At 37.5% G+C, this 18,646-nt stretch carries 17 protein-coding genes and 1 tRNA gene; 2 read left to right on the top strand and 16 right to left on the bottom strand.

The window, feature by feature from the left end:
* Positions 1-139: 139 nt before the first annotated feature.
* From ftsH to RDY04_RS09215, 15 genes are all read right to left on the bottom strand, one after another.
* Entirely contained in the window at positions 140-2,119 is a 1,980-nt protein-coding gene (ftsH, locus tag RDY04_RS09145; protein WP_308000905.1) for an ATP-dependent zinc metalloprotease FtsH, read from the bottom strand.
* A 19-nt stretch (positions 2,120-2,138) separates the two neighbouring features.
* On the bottom strand, positions 2,139-2,681 hold the full coding sequence (gene hpt, locus RDY04_RS09150; RefSeq protein ID WP_303952513.1) for a hypoxanthine phosphoribosyltransferase: 543 nt from the start codon (positions 2,679-2,681) through the stop codon (positions 2,139-2,141).
* Positions 2,682-2,762: 81 nt separating this feature from the next.
* A complete protein-coding gene (tilS, locus tag RDY04_RS09155; protein ID WP_303952512.1) occupies positions 2,763-4,028 on the bottom strand; it encodes a tRNA lysidine(34) synthetase TilS in 1,266 nt (421 codons plus the stop codon).
* Entirely contained in the window at positions 4,028-5,320 is a 1,293-nt protein-coding gene (locus RDY04_RS09160; RefSeq protein WP_303952510.1) for a serine hydrolase, read from the bottom strand. The genes tilS and RDY04_RS09160 overlap by 1 nt, the downstream gene beginning before the upstream one ends.
* Positions 5,317-5,448 carry an SP_0009 family protein gene (locus tag RDY04_RS09165; protein WP_303952509.1) on the bottom strand — a complete coding sequence of 44 codons (132 nt, stop codon included), beginning with the start codon at positions 5,446-5,448 and terminating at the stop codon, positions 5,317-5,319. The genes RDY04_RS09160 and RDY04_RS09165 overlap by 4 nt, the downstream gene beginning before the upstream one ends.
* The gene (locus tag RDY04_RS09170) at positions 5,448-5,819 is read right to left on the bottom strand and encodes a septum formation initiator family protein (protein ID WP_303952524.1); all 372 of its coding nucleotides are present in this window, start codon (positions 5,817-5,819) and stop codon (positions 5,448-5,450) included. The genes RDY04_RS09165 and RDY04_RS09170 overlap by 1 nt, the downstream gene beginning before the upstream one ends.
* Positions 5,803-6,078, bottom strand: coding sequence for an RNA-binding S4 domain-containing protein (locus tag RDY04_RS09175; RefSeq protein ID WP_303952507.1), 276 nt, complete (start codon positions 6,076-6,078; stop codon positions 5,803-5,805). Before RDY04_RS09175 ends, RDY04_RS09170 begins: the two co-directional genes overlap by 17 nt.
* A 185-nt stretch (positions 6,079-6,263) precedes the next feature.
* Complete coding sequence (gene mfd / locus RDY04_RS09180; RefSeq protein WP_303952505.1) at positions 6,264-9,770, bottom strand: transcription-repair coupling factor; 3,507 nt, start codon at positions 9,768-9,770, stop codon at positions 6,264-6,266.
* Positions 9,763-10,332: an aminoacyl-tRNA hydrolase gene (gene pth / locus RDY04_RS09185; protein WP_014633748.1), complete on the bottom strand. Its 570-nt coding sequence runs from the start codon at positions 10,330-10,332 to the stop codon at positions 9,763-9,765. Before pth ends, mfd begins: the two co-directional genes overlap by 8 nt.
* Before the next feature lie 72 nt (positions 10,333-10,404).
* Positions 10,405-11,520 carry a redox-regulated ATPase YchF gene (gene ychF / locus RDY04_RS09190; RefSeq protein ID WP_303952503.1) on the bottom strand — a complete coding sequence of 372 codons (1,116 nt, stop codon included), beginning with the start codon at positions 11,518-11,520 and terminating at the stop codon, positions 10,405-10,407.
* A gap of 210 nt (positions 11,521-11,730) precedes the next feature.
* The gene (locus tag RDY04_RS09195; protein WP_303952501.1) at positions 11,731-11,922 is read right to left on the bottom strand and encodes a DUF951 domain-containing protein; all 192 of its coding nucleotides are present in this window, start codon (positions 11,920-11,922) and stop codon (positions 11,731-11,733) included.
* 50 nt (positions 11,923-11,972) lie between these two features.
* Positions 11,973-13,109, bottom strand: a complete 1,137-nt coding sequence (gene dnaN / locus RDY04_RS09200; protein WP_303952500.1) for a DNA polymerase III subunit beta — start codon at positions 13,107-13,109, stop codon at positions 11,973-11,975.
* A 154-nt stretch (positions 13,110-13,263) separates the two neighbouring features.
* Positions 13,264-14,628, bottom strand: coding sequence for a chromosomal replication initiator protein DnaA (gene dnaA / locus RDY04_RS09205; RefSeq protein WP_303952498.1), 1,365 nt, complete (start codon positions 14,626-14,628; stop codon positions 13,264-13,266).
* Between the two features lie 239 nt (positions 14,629-14,867).
* Positions 14,868-15,635, bottom strand: a complete 768-nt coding sequence (locus RDY04_RS09210; RefSeq protein WP_303952497.1) for a ParB/RepB/Spo0J family partition protein — start codon at positions 15,633-15,635, stop codon at positions 14,868-14,870.
* 65 nt (positions 15,636-15,700) lie between these two features.
* Entirely contained in the window at positions 15,701-16,936 is a 1,236-nt protein-coding gene (locus RDY04_RS09215) for a S1C family serine protease (RefSeq protein WP_303952495.1), read from the bottom strand.
* Between the two features lie 193 nt (positions 16,937-17,129).
* On the opposite strand from RDY04_RS09215, the gene rlmH reads away from it, so the two are divergent.
* Together rlmH and RDY04_RS09225 are read left to right on the top strand one after the other, a co-directional pair.
* The gene (rlmH, locus tag RDY04_RS09220; RefSeq protein ID WP_303952493.1) at positions 17,130-17,609 is read left to right on the top strand and encodes a 23S rRNA (pseudouridine(1915)-N(3))-methyltransferase RlmH; all 480 of its coding nucleotides are present in this window, start codon (positions 17,130-17,132) and stop codon (positions 17,607-17,609) included.
* A gap of 15 nt (positions 17,610-17,624) precedes the next feature.
* Positions 17,625-18,308, top strand: a complete 684-nt coding sequence (locus tag RDY04_RS09225) for a YoaK family protein (protein ID WP_303952491.1) — start codon at positions 17,625-17,627, stop codon at positions 18,306-18,308.
* A gap of 25 nt (positions 18,309-18,333) precedes the next feature.
* Here the strand turns inward: RDY04_RS09225 and RDY04_RS09230 are convergent.
* Positions 18,334-18,407 (bottom strand) — tRNA-Arg (locus tag RDY04_RS09230).
* Between the last annotated feature and the right edge of the window lie 239 nt (positions 18,408-18,646).

Here is an 18,646-nt window from a genome sequence, read left to right on the forward strand (position 1 = left end):
TCTTCCGAAACAGCTTATTTATAATATCATCTCTATCTTGTCTTGTCAATAACTTGTGTTGATTTTAATTTTCTTTTTTTATAATATTTTTAATAGTATTTCTTCTCTCGATTTATCTAAAAAAGAAGAGTAAAACTCCTTACTCTTCTTCATCTTTATTTTTATTTTCAATTCTTTCTTTGACTTCATCGTAAGATAGGGCATGATTATCTTCTTCTGAATCTCCAAGAGAATCCTCCGGCATCTTACCAGTCTCATAAATTGACTTGATTTGTGCAGCGTCAAGTGTTTCATACTTAAGCAAAGCTTCTGCAATGAGAGCATGTGTTTCTCGGTTTGCATTGATAATTTCAGCTGCTTTGTCATGTGCCTCAACTAAAAGTGATCGAATTTCTTCGTCAATAAGTTGAGCTGTATGAGCTGAGTAAGACTTATCTGTCGTAAATTGTCCTGGATTCATCGCATGATTACCTTCATATTGGACTGGTCCAAGTTTTTCGCTCATACCATATTCAGTAACCATTGCACGTGCTAACTGTGTTGCTTGCTCAAAGTCATTTGAAGCGCCTGAGGTTTGAACGTTGAAAATAATTTCTTCCGCAACACGTCCACCCATAAGGCCTGCCAATTGTTCTTTTAGCTCATCTTTAGATGACAACATCTGATCCTCTTTTGGTAGAGAAATCATATAACCACCTGCGCGACCTCGTGGAACAATAGTAACCTTGTGAACATCACGAGCGCTAGAAAGTGTTAAACCAACAATTGTATGACCTGCTTCATGGTAAGCCACAACTTTACGTTCGTGTTCTGAAACTTGGCGGTCTTTCTTAGATGGTCCAGCAATAACACGATCCTCTGCTTCGTCGATATCACTAGCATCAATTCTAGTCTTACTACGTCGTGCAGCAACTAGGGCTGCTTCATTCAAGACATTCTCTAAGTCAGCTCCAACAAAACCTGGGGTTTGCTGAGCAACAACTTTAAGGTCAACATCTTCAGCCAATGGTTTATTCTTAGCATGTACTTTCAAAATGGCTTCACGACCTTTTACATCTGGGCGTCCGACAAGAACTTTACGGTCAAAACGTCCTGGACGTAGGAGGGCTGGATCAAGAACATCACTGCGGTTGGTTGCAGCAATGACAATGATATTCTCATTTCCATCAAAACCATCCATTTCTATCAACAGTTGGTTAAGGGTTTGTTCACGTTCGTCGTTACCGCCGCCCATTCCAGTACCACGACGACGACCAACAGCATCAATTTCATCAATAAAGATAATAGCACGTTCTGCCTTTTTAGCATCTTCAAACAGACTACGGACACGACTAGCTCCAACACCGACAAACATTTCTACAAAATCAGAACCTGAGATGCTAAAGAATGGTACATCAGCTTCACCAGCCACTGCTTTAGCAAGGAGGGTTTTACCTGTTCCTGGAGGGCCTTCGAGGAGGACTCCTTTAGGAATACGTGCACCCAGAGCTTTATATTTACGTGGATTTTTGAGGAAATCTACTACTTCTACAAGTTCTTCTTTTTCTTCTTCTGCACCGGCTACATCTGTAAAGCGAACTTTAATATTTTCTTTTGACTGGGTTTTAGCACGATTACGGCCAAAGTTCATGGCACCGCGGTTACCGCCTTGATTCATCATGAAAAGGAAGAAAATAGCAATCCCAATCAAAGGTAGGTAACTAAAAAGATATGAAATCCAAGCACCACTTGAACTTTCACGTATCATTTTAACATTAACATCAGCTGCTTCTGATTCTGACTGCAATTTCTGCATAGTTGTTTCATTCTGCAGCACAGTCGATGTAAAGCTACGTGTCTCTGATGATGCACTACCTAAAAATGGTAGACTAAGGTCAGTATCAACCTTTTCAGCCTTTTTGTAGCTACCTTTAACTTCAATGATACTACCATCTGGCTGATATGTGATAGATTTTACCTTACCATCTTCAATTTTCTTAACCAACTGTGTGTAAGACAAATGTTGACTTGGGCTTTGGCTTCCTCCTGCAAAGTATTGTACTCCGGTTACAACCGCGATAATAACTATGATGTAGAGAAAAGCGTTCCGTAAGAAGCCATTATTATTTTTATTATTCATAAATTAATTAGACCTTTACTTATTTTGTATAAATTTCTTCTTTTAGGACACCAACATAAGGGAGGTTACGGTATTTTTCATCATAGTCTAGTCCGAAACCAACGATAAATTCATTAGGAACATCGTAACATACGTAATCTGCCTCAATATCAACAACACGACCTTCTGGTTTATCAAAAAGAGTTGCGATTTTGACTGAATTGGCTTTACGGTACTTGAACATATCTCGAAGATAAAGGAGCGTACGACCCGTATCAATGATATCTTCAATAAAGATGATGTCTCGTCCTTCAACATTAGTGTCAACATCTTTAAGAATCTTTACTTCACCACTGCTGACAGTTCCACCACCATAACTTGAAACGACCATAAAGTCCATCTCAATATGGGTATCGATATGTTTGATAAGTTCTGCCATAAATGGAACAGCACCTTTCAAAACACAGACTAGTAAAGGATTTTTCTCCGCATAATCCTTTGTCAATTGTTGACCTAGCTCTTTAGTTTTAGTTACGATATCCTCTTGGGAAAAGAGGATTTTTTTAATGTCTTTTTCTAACATTTGGTTTCCCTTTCTCGAAGTCAATATTCTCTTATTATAACACTTTTACTTCAATCGTCGTTATTTAAACATGGCATTTGATTAGAAATTCTTATAAATCACCACAGTGCCATAAAGTATAGCATTTTCGGGCTTTTTTTTCAAATAGAGACGCCCGGAGACATAAAGAAAGATAATCTGACCATCTTGTTCTCCTATAATAGCTTTTTGTCGCTCCTTATATGGAATTTTATTGTCTATGAATAATCGTCTTATTTTTTTGTGGTGAGTACCCAAGTCAATCACATCACCTTCATGTCTATGACGAATCAGTATCGGGGCATCTGACCAAATATTAATAGTATTCACGTTAGAAACGATATATGGTTCAGAAAAAATTAATGTGTGTTCCTCAAACACAATAGATTTTCCAAATTCTAGGAGACTTGGAGGAGATAGGAGGATAGACTCTTCTTTGGTTATTAAAAAATCCGTCTGTGTTTTGACTAACACGTAACCATTTTTTAGTGGCATCTTTCCTGAAGTTTTTTTTCTTAGGTAACTCATCAATTGATTGAACTGACCTTTTGAAAGCTGTAAATCAGGAAAGGATTCTAAATAACTCTGAATAAGAAGGTGTTGGACAGCATCTGTCTGTTGTTGAAAAACAGACAAATCGGTTATAGTAATATCCTTCGTTAACTCCTCTAATGCTTTTCCCATAAGGGCAAGCTCATCTGCTAGAAGACAAAGATGCTCCTTAAATTTAGGATTTTCCTGAGATAGAGTAGGGATATAGGTCAGTCTAATGCGATTTCGGAGATAGGCTAAAGAAGAATTACTCTTATCTTCAAAATGAAAGGTTATGGGAAGTTGCGCTTTCGGAATATGCAAAAAGGGACGAATAATCTGACCAGTGCCAAATGATCTTACATCACAAATCCCACTCAGATGTCTTAAACGACTTCCTCTCAAGAGTCTCATAAAAATCGTCTCGGCCTGATCATCAGCATGATGGGCCGTGACAAGAGCAGAGTAGTCAGCTTCTTTCATAATCTGCTTAAAAAAATCATAGCGAAAAGTACGGGCGGCATTTTCTGAAAACTTTCCTGAGAATGCGCTATAGTGAAAAGGAATCTTATGTTCCTTTGCCCAATGACGTAAATAATCTTCTTCGTACTCCGATTCTTGCCGTTGCTTATGGTTAACGTGAGCAATGCCCAGCTGAATATCCAAATCTTTTTGATGGTTATACAAAAAGTGCAGCAAACTCATCGAGTCTGCTCCACCTGATACTGCTACTAAAATTTTCTTGTGTTGGTTAAAATAACCCTTTTCTTGCATCATTTGCAACAATTTTTCTGTCATTATCTTAAAATTCCATAAACATCATCTGCAATTGAGGTGATTTTGTCATAGCCCTCTTTATCCGTAAAAATCGATAGAATAAAGGGTGAATCTGCATAAACAATAGCAACATCGTGTTTAAAGTCGTAGGCATCCCCTATTTTATGAGCGACAGGGACATCAATATTTTTTGAAATACGTTCGCCATCATAGTCTGTACTTGAAAGATAATTGATAATATCTCCATTTTGTCTATAAACAGCCTCCATCAAAGTACCTGCGGCTCTAGCAGTCAACTCCTTTTTATCCATATTCCATGAAGTCGCTGCGGCTTTATCTACTGATTTTTGGAAGTCTTTATCATACTGATTGGCTACATAATAACCTAATATATTTGTCGCCACATTATCTGAATTTTGGGCTACAGCCTTTAACAAGTTTTCCAAGCTATAATTTTTGTCATCAGGCATCTTACTAATCTTTCCTGAGCCATCTGGATCATAAGCACCTGGGAATTCATTCACAGCAGAGGTATATTGGTACTCATCTGATAAAGATAACTTCTTATGCGACAGACGTTCCTGTGCATAATAGAGGACACCTAACTTGGCTACGCTAGCAGCATACATGCTTTTTTCGTCATTGATAGCTGCTATGCGGTCTGTATCAAGCTGCTTAACATAAACTGAGATGCTCTCTTGATTGTTATACTTCTCGTTTAGTACTTTTTGAACAGCCTCGATGCGATTATCAGTAGTTGACAAGTCATAGGCATTGATCCAACCTTCTCCATCTGCAAAATAATAAGTCCCAGCATGCGTCTGGGCAGCTCGGCTAACCTTTATCGGTTTGAAACTAGCGAGTTTAGAGTCAGCTTTTTCAGTACCTGAAACATAGGGTTCTTTGTAAACTGTTAAGTCATCTTTAGTCCATAAGGTCATGTCTACTGGTTTTTGATTATAGACACTATCATCAATAATTGATTCCTGACTAGCTGCTACATAATCACCATCTTGAAGTTGGAAAACAGGTTCACCTTTAGCATTCCAAGAAATAGCAGAAATTGATAGTTTGGTATCTGCTTGAATATTGGTCTTAAAATCTGTTAATTCCTTGTTCTTATAAGTTAGGATACTTGTTACTGTTTGTGGATTTTTAGGAATCTGTTTAAACTGACTCAGACTAACTGTAGTGTTTTGAGTCAACTTTTGGACCTGTTTTGAGGTCAGAATTAGCTCCTTCTCCATAGGAAGTAGGATTAAAGGACTGGAAGAAACAAGCACAGCAGTTGCAGCTATTAAGAGCTTTTTCATGCTTGTTTCTTCACCTCCTCTTTCCTCTGTACATCCGTTTTAAGTTGCTGATTTTTTTCTGATAGTGCCTCTAACTTAGCTTCTGAATAGGTTAAAAAAGTTTCTATAGTTTTTAGTAAATCTTTCATTAGGGTAATAAGCTTGGTACAGGATAGATAGACTCTCCTTCATGTGAATAGTAATACTTAGCACGCGCATATTTCTCAGCGAAAGCATCATCCTTAAGTTTTTTAGCCAAATCCTTTCGTTCCTTTGTCTGATCTGACAATTTATCATAGTCTTTCTGGAATGACAAAACTTCCTTCTCTTGCTGTTTAATATTCATATAAGTTTCAACCAGATTATAGGTTGGCAAGATAAAGAGTAAAACAACCACAAAGAGAATCCACCCCATAAAGCGATTCCTTTGTTCATGTTCGGCACGCTCTAATCGTTGCTCTTGATTGGCATTATCAATGTAATCGTTCGTAAGCTGTACAATATTAGGCTTCTTGCTCATCTGCTTCAATCCTTGTTTCACTTATAATCTCGTACATTTTTGCCGCATCTTCTTTTTTCGTACTGTCTTTCATTTCTAGAACACGAACAGCCAAGAGTTTATTTCCAAAACGAACTTCCACTTGATCACCGATTTTCAAATCTGTAGATGACTTAGCGAGTACACCATTTACTTTAATACGTCCTTTATCAGCTACTTCTTTAGCCACTGGACGACGTTTGATAATTCGTGATACTTTTAAATATTTGTCTAATCTCAATGTTACTGTTTCCTTTTCGTTAGGATATCTCTTCTATGATAGCATTTTTTTTAGAAAATAGGTGACTAAAGCCTTTTCAAACACAAAAATAAGAGGACCGACACTAGTCGACCCTCTCAGGAGATTTATGAAAAAGAAAAGTTTTAGGATGTTTTATAGTATATAGAGACTTACTTAAACTTTCCTTAAGCTTCTTTTTTTTCTTTACGTTTTTTAATTTCCATAAATGTCTGACCAAAAATCTTTAATTCTTCAAGAATTTCATAGTCTTTCTTGTTACGAACATCAAAAGTAATCTCTACTTTCCCCTGGTTATCACTGATTTTTGCTTTTAAATGCGTTTTAGAAATGGATTCGAAATAGTCTTGAGTCAAGAAGAATTTAAGAGAGGATTTTTCGAAACGAACAGTGATAGTATCGTTCTTACGCTCGACTAATTCTGCAAAGGCAGCATCTAGATATGCCTTAACCAGACCAATCTCAATGAGATAGGCAACTTGGTCTGGATATTCTCCAAAGCGGTCAATAAGCTCATCTTGAAGGTCTTGATAGTCTTTCTGATTCTCAATTTCTCGAATGCGCTTATAAATTTCAATTTTTTGGCGCTCGTCAGAAATATAGTCAGAAGGGAGGTAAGCATCAATCTGAAGATTGAACTCTGCATTTCCTTTACGGCGAACTTGAGTTTTACCTTGACGCTTATTGATAGCCTCTTCCAATAGTTGCGAGTACATTTCAAATCCGACTGAGTCAATGAAACCGCTTTGAGAAGAACCGAGAATATTCCCTGCACCGCGAATCGATAAATCACGCATAGCAATTTTGAAACCTGATCCCAGTTCTGTAAACCCCTTAATAGCATCCAAACGCTTCTCTGAGACTTCTGTCAACACTTTGTCAGGATGATACATGAGGTAGGCATAGGCAATTCGATTACTACGTCCCACGCGACCTCTTAGCTGATAAAGAGTAGACAAGCCCATATGATCTGCATTCTCAATGAAAAGTGTATTAACATTGGAGATATCAATTCCTGTTTCGATAATGGTCGTTGCTACCAAAACATCGTAATCACCATTCAAGAAATCCAAGAGGGTATTCTCCAACATAACCTCACTCATCTGACCATGAACAAATCCGATACGTGCTTCAGGGACTAGCTCATGCAGTTCAGAAACTTTTTGATCAATGGTTTCAACACGATTATAAATATAAAAAATCTGGCCACCTCGGTCCATCTCCCTTAATATCGCTTCTCGAATAAGACCAGAATTGGTTTCCATAACATAAGTTTGAACTGGATAACGGTTGGTAGGTGCTGTCTCAATAATCGACAAATCACGAATACCCAACATAGACATATGGAGCGTACGAGGAATAGGTGTCGCAGTTAGAGTAAGAACATCAACCTTAGCTTTCAACTCCTTAAGTTTCTCTTTATGCTTCACGCCAAAACGTTGTTCTTCATCAATTACTAGCAAGCCTAAATCATAAAACTTAACATCCTTAGACAACAGGCGGTGGGTACCGATAATAATATCAATACGCCCTTTAGCGAGATTTTCAATAGTCTCATTTTGCTCTTTTTTACTTCTAAAACGACTGAGTTCATCTACCTCAACAGCATGGTTTTCAAAACGTTCTTTAAAATTCAAATAGTGCTGATGGGCAAGAACTGTTGTAGGAACTAGAATAGCAACTTGCTTCCCATCATTAACCGCCTTGAAGGCAGCACGCATAGCTACCTCTGTCTTACCAAAACCAACATCACCAACCAAGAGACGATCCATGGGCTTGTCTGACTCCATGTCCGCCTTAACTTCCTTAATGGAACGCAGTTGATCCACTGTCTCAGCATAAGAGAAATCATCATCAAAATCCCTTTGATTATCATCATCTGGTGAAAATGCAAAACCTTTAAGTTGACTACGCTCAGCGTAAAGGTTTAAGAGATCATCGGCAATATCCTCTACTTGCTTGCTTACTTTTTGTTTAGTTTTTTGGAAACGCCCATCATTGAGTTTATTAATTTTAGGCTCTTTCCCGTCCGCTGACACATACTTAGAGAGACTCTCAATCTGCTCAACAGGTAGAGAAATTGTTGCAGCATCCTGATATTGGATGGTCAAGTAGTCACGATGCACCCCTTTAATCTCAATAGTCTCGATACCTTTAAATTGTCCGATACCATGTGTCTGGTGTACAACATAATCACCTTTTTCAAGTTCATTATAATCTTTGAGACGTTCAGCATTGGAAACGTGACTGGCACGCGCACGACGTTTTACTTTTTTATGAAAAATCTCACGTTCAGTGACAAGAACAAGCTTTTCATCCGCAAAGTAAAAACCATTGGATAAGTTTCCTAGGACTAACTGAGGCTTATGAGGAATCAAATTTCCAAAACTACTAAGTGGTAAATCTAAATCATATTCTTCCAAGGTTTCCTTCAAAGATTTGAGCTGCTTCTCAGACCCTACTTGTAAAATAACCGTTGCCTTATTCTTAGTATAACGATGAATTTCGTCAACCAGTAGCGGAAATTGGTTGAAAAACTCCTGCATAGGGTATTGAGTGAATTGATACAACTTATCAAATTTAATATTTCCCAATCCCTTATGAAAATTCGAAAAGAAACTAGCTGGCTGATAGTTACGTAAAGTCTTAAATGAATCTACTAAGTAGTTTAGATGACTCAGGGACTTGCCCTGATGAAGATCCTCAGTTAAAAGATTAGCCACCTCCAACTCAAGACGTCCATGGCGGTCCACTATCTTTTGAAAATCATCAATGAAGACAGGAGTTCCCTTTGGAAGGTAGTCAAATAAGGTGTAAGCTTTATCATAAAAGAGAGACAAAAACTTACGTAAATCTTTATGGCGGTAACCATCAATCGTCACTGATAGAACTTCCTCAAGATAATCCTTATGAGGACCTTCTACCTTTGAGACCGCACTTTCTAGGGCCTTCTCAGCACGTTGGTAATCTTCTCTTGTTAAGATAATATCATCTGCCGGAGATACGATAACATGCCCTAAATTATCTAAAGATTTCTGACTATCGCTATCAAACTGACGAATGCCATCAATCTCGTCTCCAAAAAATTCTAAACGGTAGGGGAGTTCTGCAGTCAGTTCATAAATATCTAAAATATCGCCCCTACGACTAAACTCACCAGGTGAGAGAACTTGCTCTACTCTTTGGTATCCAATATGAGTCAGATGCTTACTGAGAGCCTCTAAATCATGTTCCTCCCCTAGTGTTAAGTCAATGCGAGAGTTTTTATAAACCTTAGGATTAGGCAAATGTAACTTAGTACCAACCAAACTCGTGACCAAAACCCCACTGGCCTCTTTATCCATTAAAAAATTAAGACTTTCGAGACGAGAATGGGTCTTTTCTGGAGAAGCGAAGATGAACTCTGCAGCTACTACATCATCTGCAAAAAAAGAATAAACCTTATCCTCTCCTAAGATAGCTGACAAATCTCCTGTTAGTTGCTCAGCTTCATTTTGTGTTGAAGTAACGATTAAAATCTTAGGAACCTGCTCAGAAAGGGCAGCTGCCATGACAACTGCCTTGCTGGAACCAGAAAATCCCATGACCAACTGTCTACTCAATAAAGTTACTTTATCACGCCACTCAAGCAATTGATGATTCTTCTCAAAAAGATCTAATAGGGTATTAGCCATTATAACGCCTCATGGTGTCTTCAAAATCATTTGTTTTAAGGTAATGATTGAGGGCCGTCTCTACCTTGTCTAAAGTCAGTAAAATTGTGGCATAATCATCTTCACTAAATTTTCCAAGGACATGATTAACGACCGTCATTCCTTTCTGTGGGCGGCCAATACCAATTTTTATACGATCAAATTCTTGCGTGCCAGTTTCAGCAATGATAGATTTAATCCCATTATGACCACCTGCTGAACCTTTTTGACGAAAGCGCAATTTCCCAACTTCCATATCTAAGTCATCGTAAATGACGATAAAATCCTCTATAGGAATATTGTAATAAGCTAGTAATGCTCTAACAGCTAGACCTGATAGATTCATAAAGGTTGTTGGTTTCACAAAATAAACCTTCTCACCATTTAAAAAGGTCGAAGCCACTTCAGCCTTAAAAGTCTTTTCCTCAGAAAAAGTTAATCCTAATTCTTTAGCCATTAGGTCGATAGCCATAAAACCAACATTGTGACGTGTTTCATGGTATTTTGAACCAGGGTTTCCCAATCCAACTACTAATTTTGTCATTATTTCTCCTCTTTGATAAACAGCAAAAGGACTGAAAAATACTTTTCAGCCTTGTGCACTATTTTTTATTTTCTAAACGTTGAAACGGAATTCCATGATGTCACCATCTTGGACAACATATTCTTTTCCTTCTTCACGAAGGCGGCCAGCTTCCTTAACAGCTTTCTCAGAACCGTATTTAATGAGATCATCGTAAGACATGGTTACAGCACGGATAAAGCCTTTCTCGAAGTCAGAGTGGATAATTCCAGCTGCTTGTGGAGCCTTGATTCCTCGTTTAAAGGTCCAAGCGCGGACCTCTTTTTCACCGGCAGTGAAATAAGTTCCAAGACCAAGCAAGTGATAGGCTGCGCGTGTCAGTTTATCAACTCCTGATTCTGTCAAACCAAGGTCTTCCAAGAACATTTCTTTGTCTTCATCATCCAATTCAGAAATTTCTTCCTCAACACGAGCCGAGATAACAACTACTTCTGCATTTTCAGTCGCTGCAAACTCGCGAATTTGTTTGACATAATCAATATCATCAGGATTTGCGACTTGGTCTTCATCAACGTTAGCCACATAAAGTACTGGTTTCGTCGTCAAGAGGAAGAGCCCCTTAACAATTTTTTGTTCTTCCTCAGTAAAATCAATTGTACGGGCAGACTTACCATCTTCTAGAACGGGTTTAATCTTTTGAAGAATATTAAACTCTGCCACAGAATCTTTATCCTTTTGAGTACGAGCGATTTTTTCGACACGCGCATAACGTTTGTTAATTGATTCAAGGTCAGCCAAAATCAATTCTAGGTTGATTGTATCGATATCAGCCATCGGATCTACAAAGGCATCCTCACGCCCTTGTTCACGCATAACATTTTCATCATCGAAAGCACGAACGACATGAACAATAGCATCTACTTCACGAATGTTCGCCAAGAACTTATTTCCAAGACCTTCACCCTTTGATGCCCCTTTTACGATACCCGCAATATCTGTGAACTCAAATGTGGTTGGAACTGTCTTTTTAGGTGTGATAAGTTCAGTCAATTTTGTCAAACGGTCATCTGGTACTTCAACCATACCAACATTTGGATCAATTGTTGCGAAAGGATAGTTAGCAGCTTCCGCACCTGCTTTTGTAATTGCATTGAAAAGAGTTGATTTACCAACATTCGGCAAACCAACAATACCTGCTGTTAAAGCCATTAATTTATTTCTCCATTAAAAAGTAATTTAGTTAATTATAACACAAAAATTGTTAAAAATAGGCAACTTTCCTTTGAGAATCAGAAAAAGGAAAGCAAGGAAAAATGCTATAAGGAGGACGATTAGGAGCCCTAGATACTTTTTATTTTGCCAGAGTGTTATAAGTTTCTAATATAAGAATCTAGTAGTAAGTGACGTCGATAATAGCTGTTATAAAACCTTTTTAAGCTTCTTTTCAAAATCATGACGACTCATCATGACCACATGATCACAATTTGTACAACGAATTTTTATGTCAGCTCCAAGACGGGTCACTTCCCACTCGTTAGCTTTTTTTCCTGTTGCTCTGATAGTACAAGCATGGGGTTTCTTCATTTCAACTAAACTTCCAATTTGGTACATAAACTTCCTCCCTAGTAAAAAAGTTATCCACAGTGGATAACTTTTCGATTTTAGTTTGTTCTTACAGGTGTAATCAATTGAATAAAGTTTTCACTGTCATCTGCTGGCGTCAAAGTAAATGGACGTACTGGAGAAATGAAACGAACACGAACTGACTCACTTTTTAGTGCTTTCAAAGCGTCTATCAAGTAAGTGGGATTAAAACTAATGATCAAATCACTTCCTGAAACGTCTTGCACATCAATATCTTCATTCACCTTTCCGACTTCAGGTGAATTAACATGAGCACTAACATTACCATTGATGATTTCGAGTTTCACCGTGCCACTTTGACTTGCATTTGAAATCAAATAGGAACGTTCCATAGCAGAACGAAGGCTAGCTGTCTCAAATACAACCTCTGTTTCAAATGAATCTGACAAGAGACGATTAGTATCTGGATAATTTCCTTCTAGTAGACGTGTGTAAAAAGAGATTGTCTCACTACGGAATAGAATTTGATTTGCGGAGAAGAAAATTTCCAAATTTTCAATACCATCACTAAAGACTGCTGATAACTCTTTAAGTGATCGGCTTGGGATTACTACATCAAAATTATCTGAAGAATGTTCCAAAACAAGTTGACGTTGACTCATACGATGAGAATCAGTGGCAACAGCTTTAAGATCTTTGTGATTTGAAAGAACAAAGTGAACTCCAGTTAAAATTGGACGACTTTCTTGCGTGCTTGCTGCAAATGACGTTTCAGCAATGATAGATTTTAACACTTTAGTGTCCATAACTAGTGGTGTCAAGCTGTCAACTTCTTGAATACGAGGATATTGTTCAATATCCTTTCCTTTTAGAGTAATCTCTGATTTACCACTTTTTAGCAATACTTGGTATTGTTCTATTTCTTCAAATGTAAGAGTAACATCAGGTAAGCTTGAGACAACATTGATGAAAAAGTTCGCTTCTAAAAGGATACTACCTGGGCGTGTAATTAATAGACCTGCATTTTCTTCTGAAGCAGAGATACTATTCTCTATTGAGATTTGTCCATTTGAACCTGTTAAATAGATACCATCACTAGTAACTTCGATTTTTATAGTTGATAGAATGGGAATAGCATTTTTTGAAGAAATAGCACGTCGAGTTGTATGAAGGGCTTGTAGGAAATAAGCTTTATTAATCGCAAATTGAATCATGATGCTCCTTTATTTTATTAGTATTATGTTAGTAGTAGTAGTAGGTCTTGTGGACATTGTGCATAAGTATCTAAATCATAGTTTTATCAAGATTTTAGACTTGTGCACATCTTGTGGAAAACTGTGTATAATTTTTAGTAGTTATCCACAGGTGTTATTTTATCTTGTTTTTGATGGTATCAATTTCAATGCGTAAACTGTCATCTTGAGCAAGCATATTTTTGATTTTATTGTAAGCATGTAGAACAGTTGAGTGATCTCTTCCTCCAAATTCTTTTCCAATTTTTGGAAGGGAGTTATCAGTCATTTCACGCGCAAGATACATGGCAACCTGACGAGCTAAGACAATATTTTGTGTTCGTTTAGTTGCCTTAATCTCTTTAACCGTGACATTATAAAATTTCCCAACCTCACTTTGGATGTCTTCAATCGGAATGAGCGTTAACTTAGGGCCATCTATTTTACGTGCACGAATAGCTTCGGCAGCTACTTCAACTGTGATCGTATCTAACCGGCGGACATTTGCAACTAAGCTAATATCTTTCAAAGCTCCCTCTAAGTCGCGGACATTTGAGTCGAATTGGCCAGCTAAATACTCAATTGTTTCAGGTGGAAAATGGTAATCATAGTCCATAATCTTATTGGTAAGAATAGCAACTCGGGTTTCAAAGTCAGGCGGTGTAATATTTACAGTCAAGCCCCATTTGAAGCGCGTGACAAGACGCTCTTCCATCTCATTCAATTGATCTGGATTGCGGTCGCTAGTCAAGACAATTTGTTTATTATTATCGTGAAGGACATTGAAAGTATTGAAAAATTCCTCTTGAGTGGCTTGCGTAGACTTTTTAGCCAACGATTGTATATCATCAATTAAAAGCACGTCTAGATGGCGGTATTTGAGCTTTAGTTCATCCATTTTATCTAAACGGATATGTAAAACAAACTCGTTAATAAAATTTTCGGCAGTTATGTATTTGATTCGTGCTTGGGGATTATCATGTAAGACCTTATTACCAATGGCATTGAGCAAGTGAGTTTTTCCGAGACCAGGTCCCCCATAAATGAATAAAGGGTTATAAGTCGCTCCTGGTGAATCAGCTACAGCTAGAGATGCTGCTACAGACCAGCGGTTTTCATCTCCTTGAATAAAATTATCAAAGGTATATTTACTATTTAAGTCCGAGTTCAAAGTGGGAAGAGCAGGTGTTTGTTGTTCCCTTTTATTACTGAAGTCATTGCTTGCTAAAGTTGTTTTTGTTTCGCTAACGAGAGCCTCGTCAAAGACATATTCAACTTTTATTTCACTATTGTAGACTTCAAATCCAGTCATCAAAATGAAAGATTGCATGTTCTTTTCCCAGAACAGTTTCTTGACTTCTTCAAGCAGAATTGTAGCAACGTTATCTTGAATTTTGATGAGCTTGGTATCTAGGACATAATAATCAAAAGTAGCTTGTGTTAGTTCCTCTTTGGCCAGCTCTAAGAGCTTATTCCAAAAAAAATGCTCTTTTTCGGTCATTCTATCAATTCTCCTTCTTTATTCTTGTCCTCTGATTCTATCATAAAATAAAAAAGTTTTCCACAGGTCATAAAGAGAAAAGTTTGCGAGGTTATCCACAACCATAAAAAAATAATTCACACTGAGAACAAATGTTATCCACAACCTGTTGATAAAAAAAGAAACCCTCTAAAATAAAGGGAGGGCATCATTTTTACGATGTGGATAAGTCTGATTCATCTTTTTCCACAATTAACAGCCTAGATAAGCTTGTTGATAATTCTGTTAAAATCTTCTTCCGTCGAAAAGTGTATTTGAATCGTTCCCGAGTGATTTTTGTGATAACGTAGAGTTACAGGGAGACCTAGTGATTTTTCAAGTTCTTTTTCTTTATCTTTTATATGGATATCTTTTTTAGATTTTTGTTTTCTAGGAAGTTCCTGAAGTTTTTTTTCTAGAGTACGAACAGACCATCTTTCAGCCACAACCTGCTGAAAGATGGTTAACTGCTTTCGAGAATCCTCAACAGCTAAGAGTGCTCTAGCATGTCCCTGACTCAGTTTGCCATTTTCGATACTCGTCTGTATCTCTTGGGGAAGTTGGAGGAGTCTGAGAGCATTACTAATATAGGGTCTGGATTTCCCCATAGCTTTCGCCAGTTCCTCGTGACTGTAAGCTAGCTCATTAATTAAACTACGATAGGCCTTTGCTTCTTCAATAGGATTGAGATTCGATCGTTGTAAATTTTCAATAATAGCTTGTTTACGACTCTCTTGATCTGTAACTTCCTTTACGACTGCAGGGATTTCTGTCATTCCCAGAAGTTTACAGGCACGTAAACGTCTTTCTCCAGCAATTAGTTCATAACCAATAATGTCAGATTTTCGTACAATAATTGGTTGTATTAAACCATTTTCTGATATTGACTGACTTAGTTCTACTAACTCTTCATCGGAGAATTCTAGACGAGGTTGAAAAGGATTGGGGTAAATTTCACTAATAGGTAAAGTTTTGAGTTGTTCTGACATGGTGTTCCTTTCCCAAAAAAGACCTTTACATTATTGTAAAGGTCTTTTGACAGATTTGTCAATGATTAATCAGATAAGTCTTCTGTAGATTTTGTTAATTTAAGTTCTTCAGTTTTCTTATCTTTACCACGATAGAATGTTACCTTGATATTATCTCCGATACTATGGCTGTAAAGATTGGTTTGAATATCAGTTTTTGAGCTGATTTCCTTACCGTTAATTTCAGTGATAACATCATTTTCTTGAAGTTTACCGTCAGCTGGCATACCTTTTTGAACACTGCCGACTACAACTCCAGATTTCACATCATCTGGTAAATCTAATTTAGAGGTTGCACTGCTAGAAAGGCTATTAAGATCGGCCATTGAGATTCCTAGGGCTGGTCGTGTAACTTTACCGTCTTTTTCCAATTGATTTATAATCTCGACAACATCGTTTGATGGAATGGCAAATCCCATACCTTCAACTGCGCTACCAGCGACTGCTGACGTTGATGAAATCTTACTTGAGTTAATACCGATAACTTGTCCTTCGATATTGACTAAGGCACCACCTGAGTTACCAGGGTTAATGGCAGCATCTGTTTGAATAGCATTTGTTGAAACAGTTTCACCATTGTCGTTTTGCATAGTTACGGTACGGCTAAGGCTAGAAACAATTCCCTCTGTTACTGAGTTGGCATATTCGGTACCAAGTGGGCTACCGATAGCAATTGCCTTCTCACCGACTGTGAGAGAGTTTGAGTCTGCAAATTCTGCTACGGTTTTAATTTTATCTGAAGAAACTTTGACAACTGCTAGGTCAGAGTAAGTATCTTTACCAACCAGTTCACCAGTAATCTTTGATCCATCTGAAAGCATGATTTCAAGTTTTTTAGCACCATCAACAACGTGGTTGTTGGTTACGATGTAGGCCTCTTTCCCATCTTTTTTATAGATGACTCCAGAACCTTCACCAGCGACTTGCAGCCCATCAGAATCTTTTGGTTTGTCTTGGCTAGAATCAGAACTATCATCTCCACCAAAGATACGGCCATAAAGTTCATTTAGGGAATCTGAAGATGAGCCTTCTTGGTAATTAATGACAGAAACAACGGCATTTTGTACTTTTTTAACTGCCTTAGTTGTATCTGTTGTATTGCTGTAGACAGTCTTAGCCGTTTTGACTCCTGTATCTGTTGTATTGGTAAAAGATACCCCAGCTGCTGTTAGTAGGATAAAGGCACCAAGTAAACCACCTAGTAAGCCAATAACTAGCATTGCAATTGGCGTTACTATTTTTTTCCAGTTAAATTTTTTCACGTTTAGTCCTCCTTTTTGATAAACATATCAAAGTAAGCTTAATTATATCATAAAGTGATTTTTTTGAAAGTTATCCACAATCTGTGGATAAGTAGATAATAGGCTATTTTAGATAGAATAAATAAGGGTTATGAAATATGAAAAGGTGTGGATAAGGTGTTAAAAGATTGTGGATATGTGCTATAATGAACCTATGAAAGTTAAATTGATTACAGTTGGAAAATTGAAAGAAAAATATTTGAAAGATGGCATTGCAGAGTATATCAAACGACTAGGACGCTTTACAAAATTTGAGTCTATAGAGTTGATGGATGAGAAAACGCCTGATAATGCAAGCGAAGCTGAAAATAAAGCTATCTTAGACAAAGAAGGACAGCGTATTTTGGCTAAGGTAGGTGATCGTGATTATGTCATTGCCTTAGCTATTGAAGGAAAACAATTTCCCTCAGAACAATTTGCTAAAGAGTTAGAGCAAGCAACTCTTAGAGGCTATTCAGATATTACTTTTATTATAGGGGGAAGTTTGGGTCTATCCCCTAAAGTGAAAAATAGGGCTAATCAATTGATGAGTTTTGGTCTCTTGACTTTTCCTCATCAGCTTATGCGCCTTGTATTAGTGGAACAAATTTATCGTGCATTCATGATTCAGCAGGGAAGTCCTTACCATAAGTAGAAGAAGGAAACAGACATGTTCAGAATGAAAAAACGCTCCTATCGTGTTTTTGAAGGATTACGGGTAGCAACTCTAGTAAGTTATATAGGGGGCTTCATTGATGCCTATACTTACAATACTCAAGACGGACGATTTGCAAGTATACAGACGGGTAATCTCCTTTATTTGGTTATTCACCTTGTTGAGGGGCATATTGCAAGAGCTTTTAGCTATGTAATACCTATTTTTTTCTTTGTTTTAGGTCAGTTTTTTGTTTTTTTTGTTAAGAAGTGGCTCATTAACCATAAATGGGGATGGCATTTGCAAGCGATTAGACTTGCCTTTCTCTTGATGACTATTCTCGCCATTATTACACCGTACGTTTCTTCTACTATTACGATTGCAGGCTTGGCCTTCTTTGCCTCTCTTCAGGTAGGGATTTTTAAGCGCGTCAGAGGGGTAAATTATGCTTCCTTCATGATGACTGGTAATATTACGAATACCTCATTAACTGTTGCCAGGGCTATTGACGAGGGGGATTCCAAAGTGCTTAAACAAGCTTCTTACACTACTATTATCATCTTTACCTTTATGGTAGGAGTTGCAGCCTCAACTTGGTTTGCTCAATATTTATATGAATACAGTCTATATACAACTTTGCTCCCCTTGTTTATTTTAAATTATTTTCTATCTATCGAAGCAAAAGAAAAACGCAACTAGAAATTCTAGATTGCGTTTTTTCATCTGATCCCAGCAGGATTCGAACCTGCGACCGTTCGCTTAGAAGGCGAATGCTCTATCCAGCTGAGCTATGGGACCAATAACTCTATTAGTTTACAAAATATATAGCAACATGTCAATACTTTGTAAAAGCTAGATAAAAACTAACGTAAAATTCGAAGAAATTCAGCAAAATTTAATTTTTTTTTTGAAAAAAGTATAGACAAAATCGAATACTCTGATATAATAGTAAGAGTGTTAACGAGATAAAAATCTCAGAACTTGGTCCGTTGGTCAAGGGGTTAAGACACCGCCTTTTCACGGCGGTAACACGGGTT

The sequence above is a fragment of the uncultured Streptococcus sp. genome, from assembly GCF_902463925.1.
GTDB lineage: Bacteria > Bacillota > Bacilli > Lactobacillales > Streptococcaceae > Streptococcus.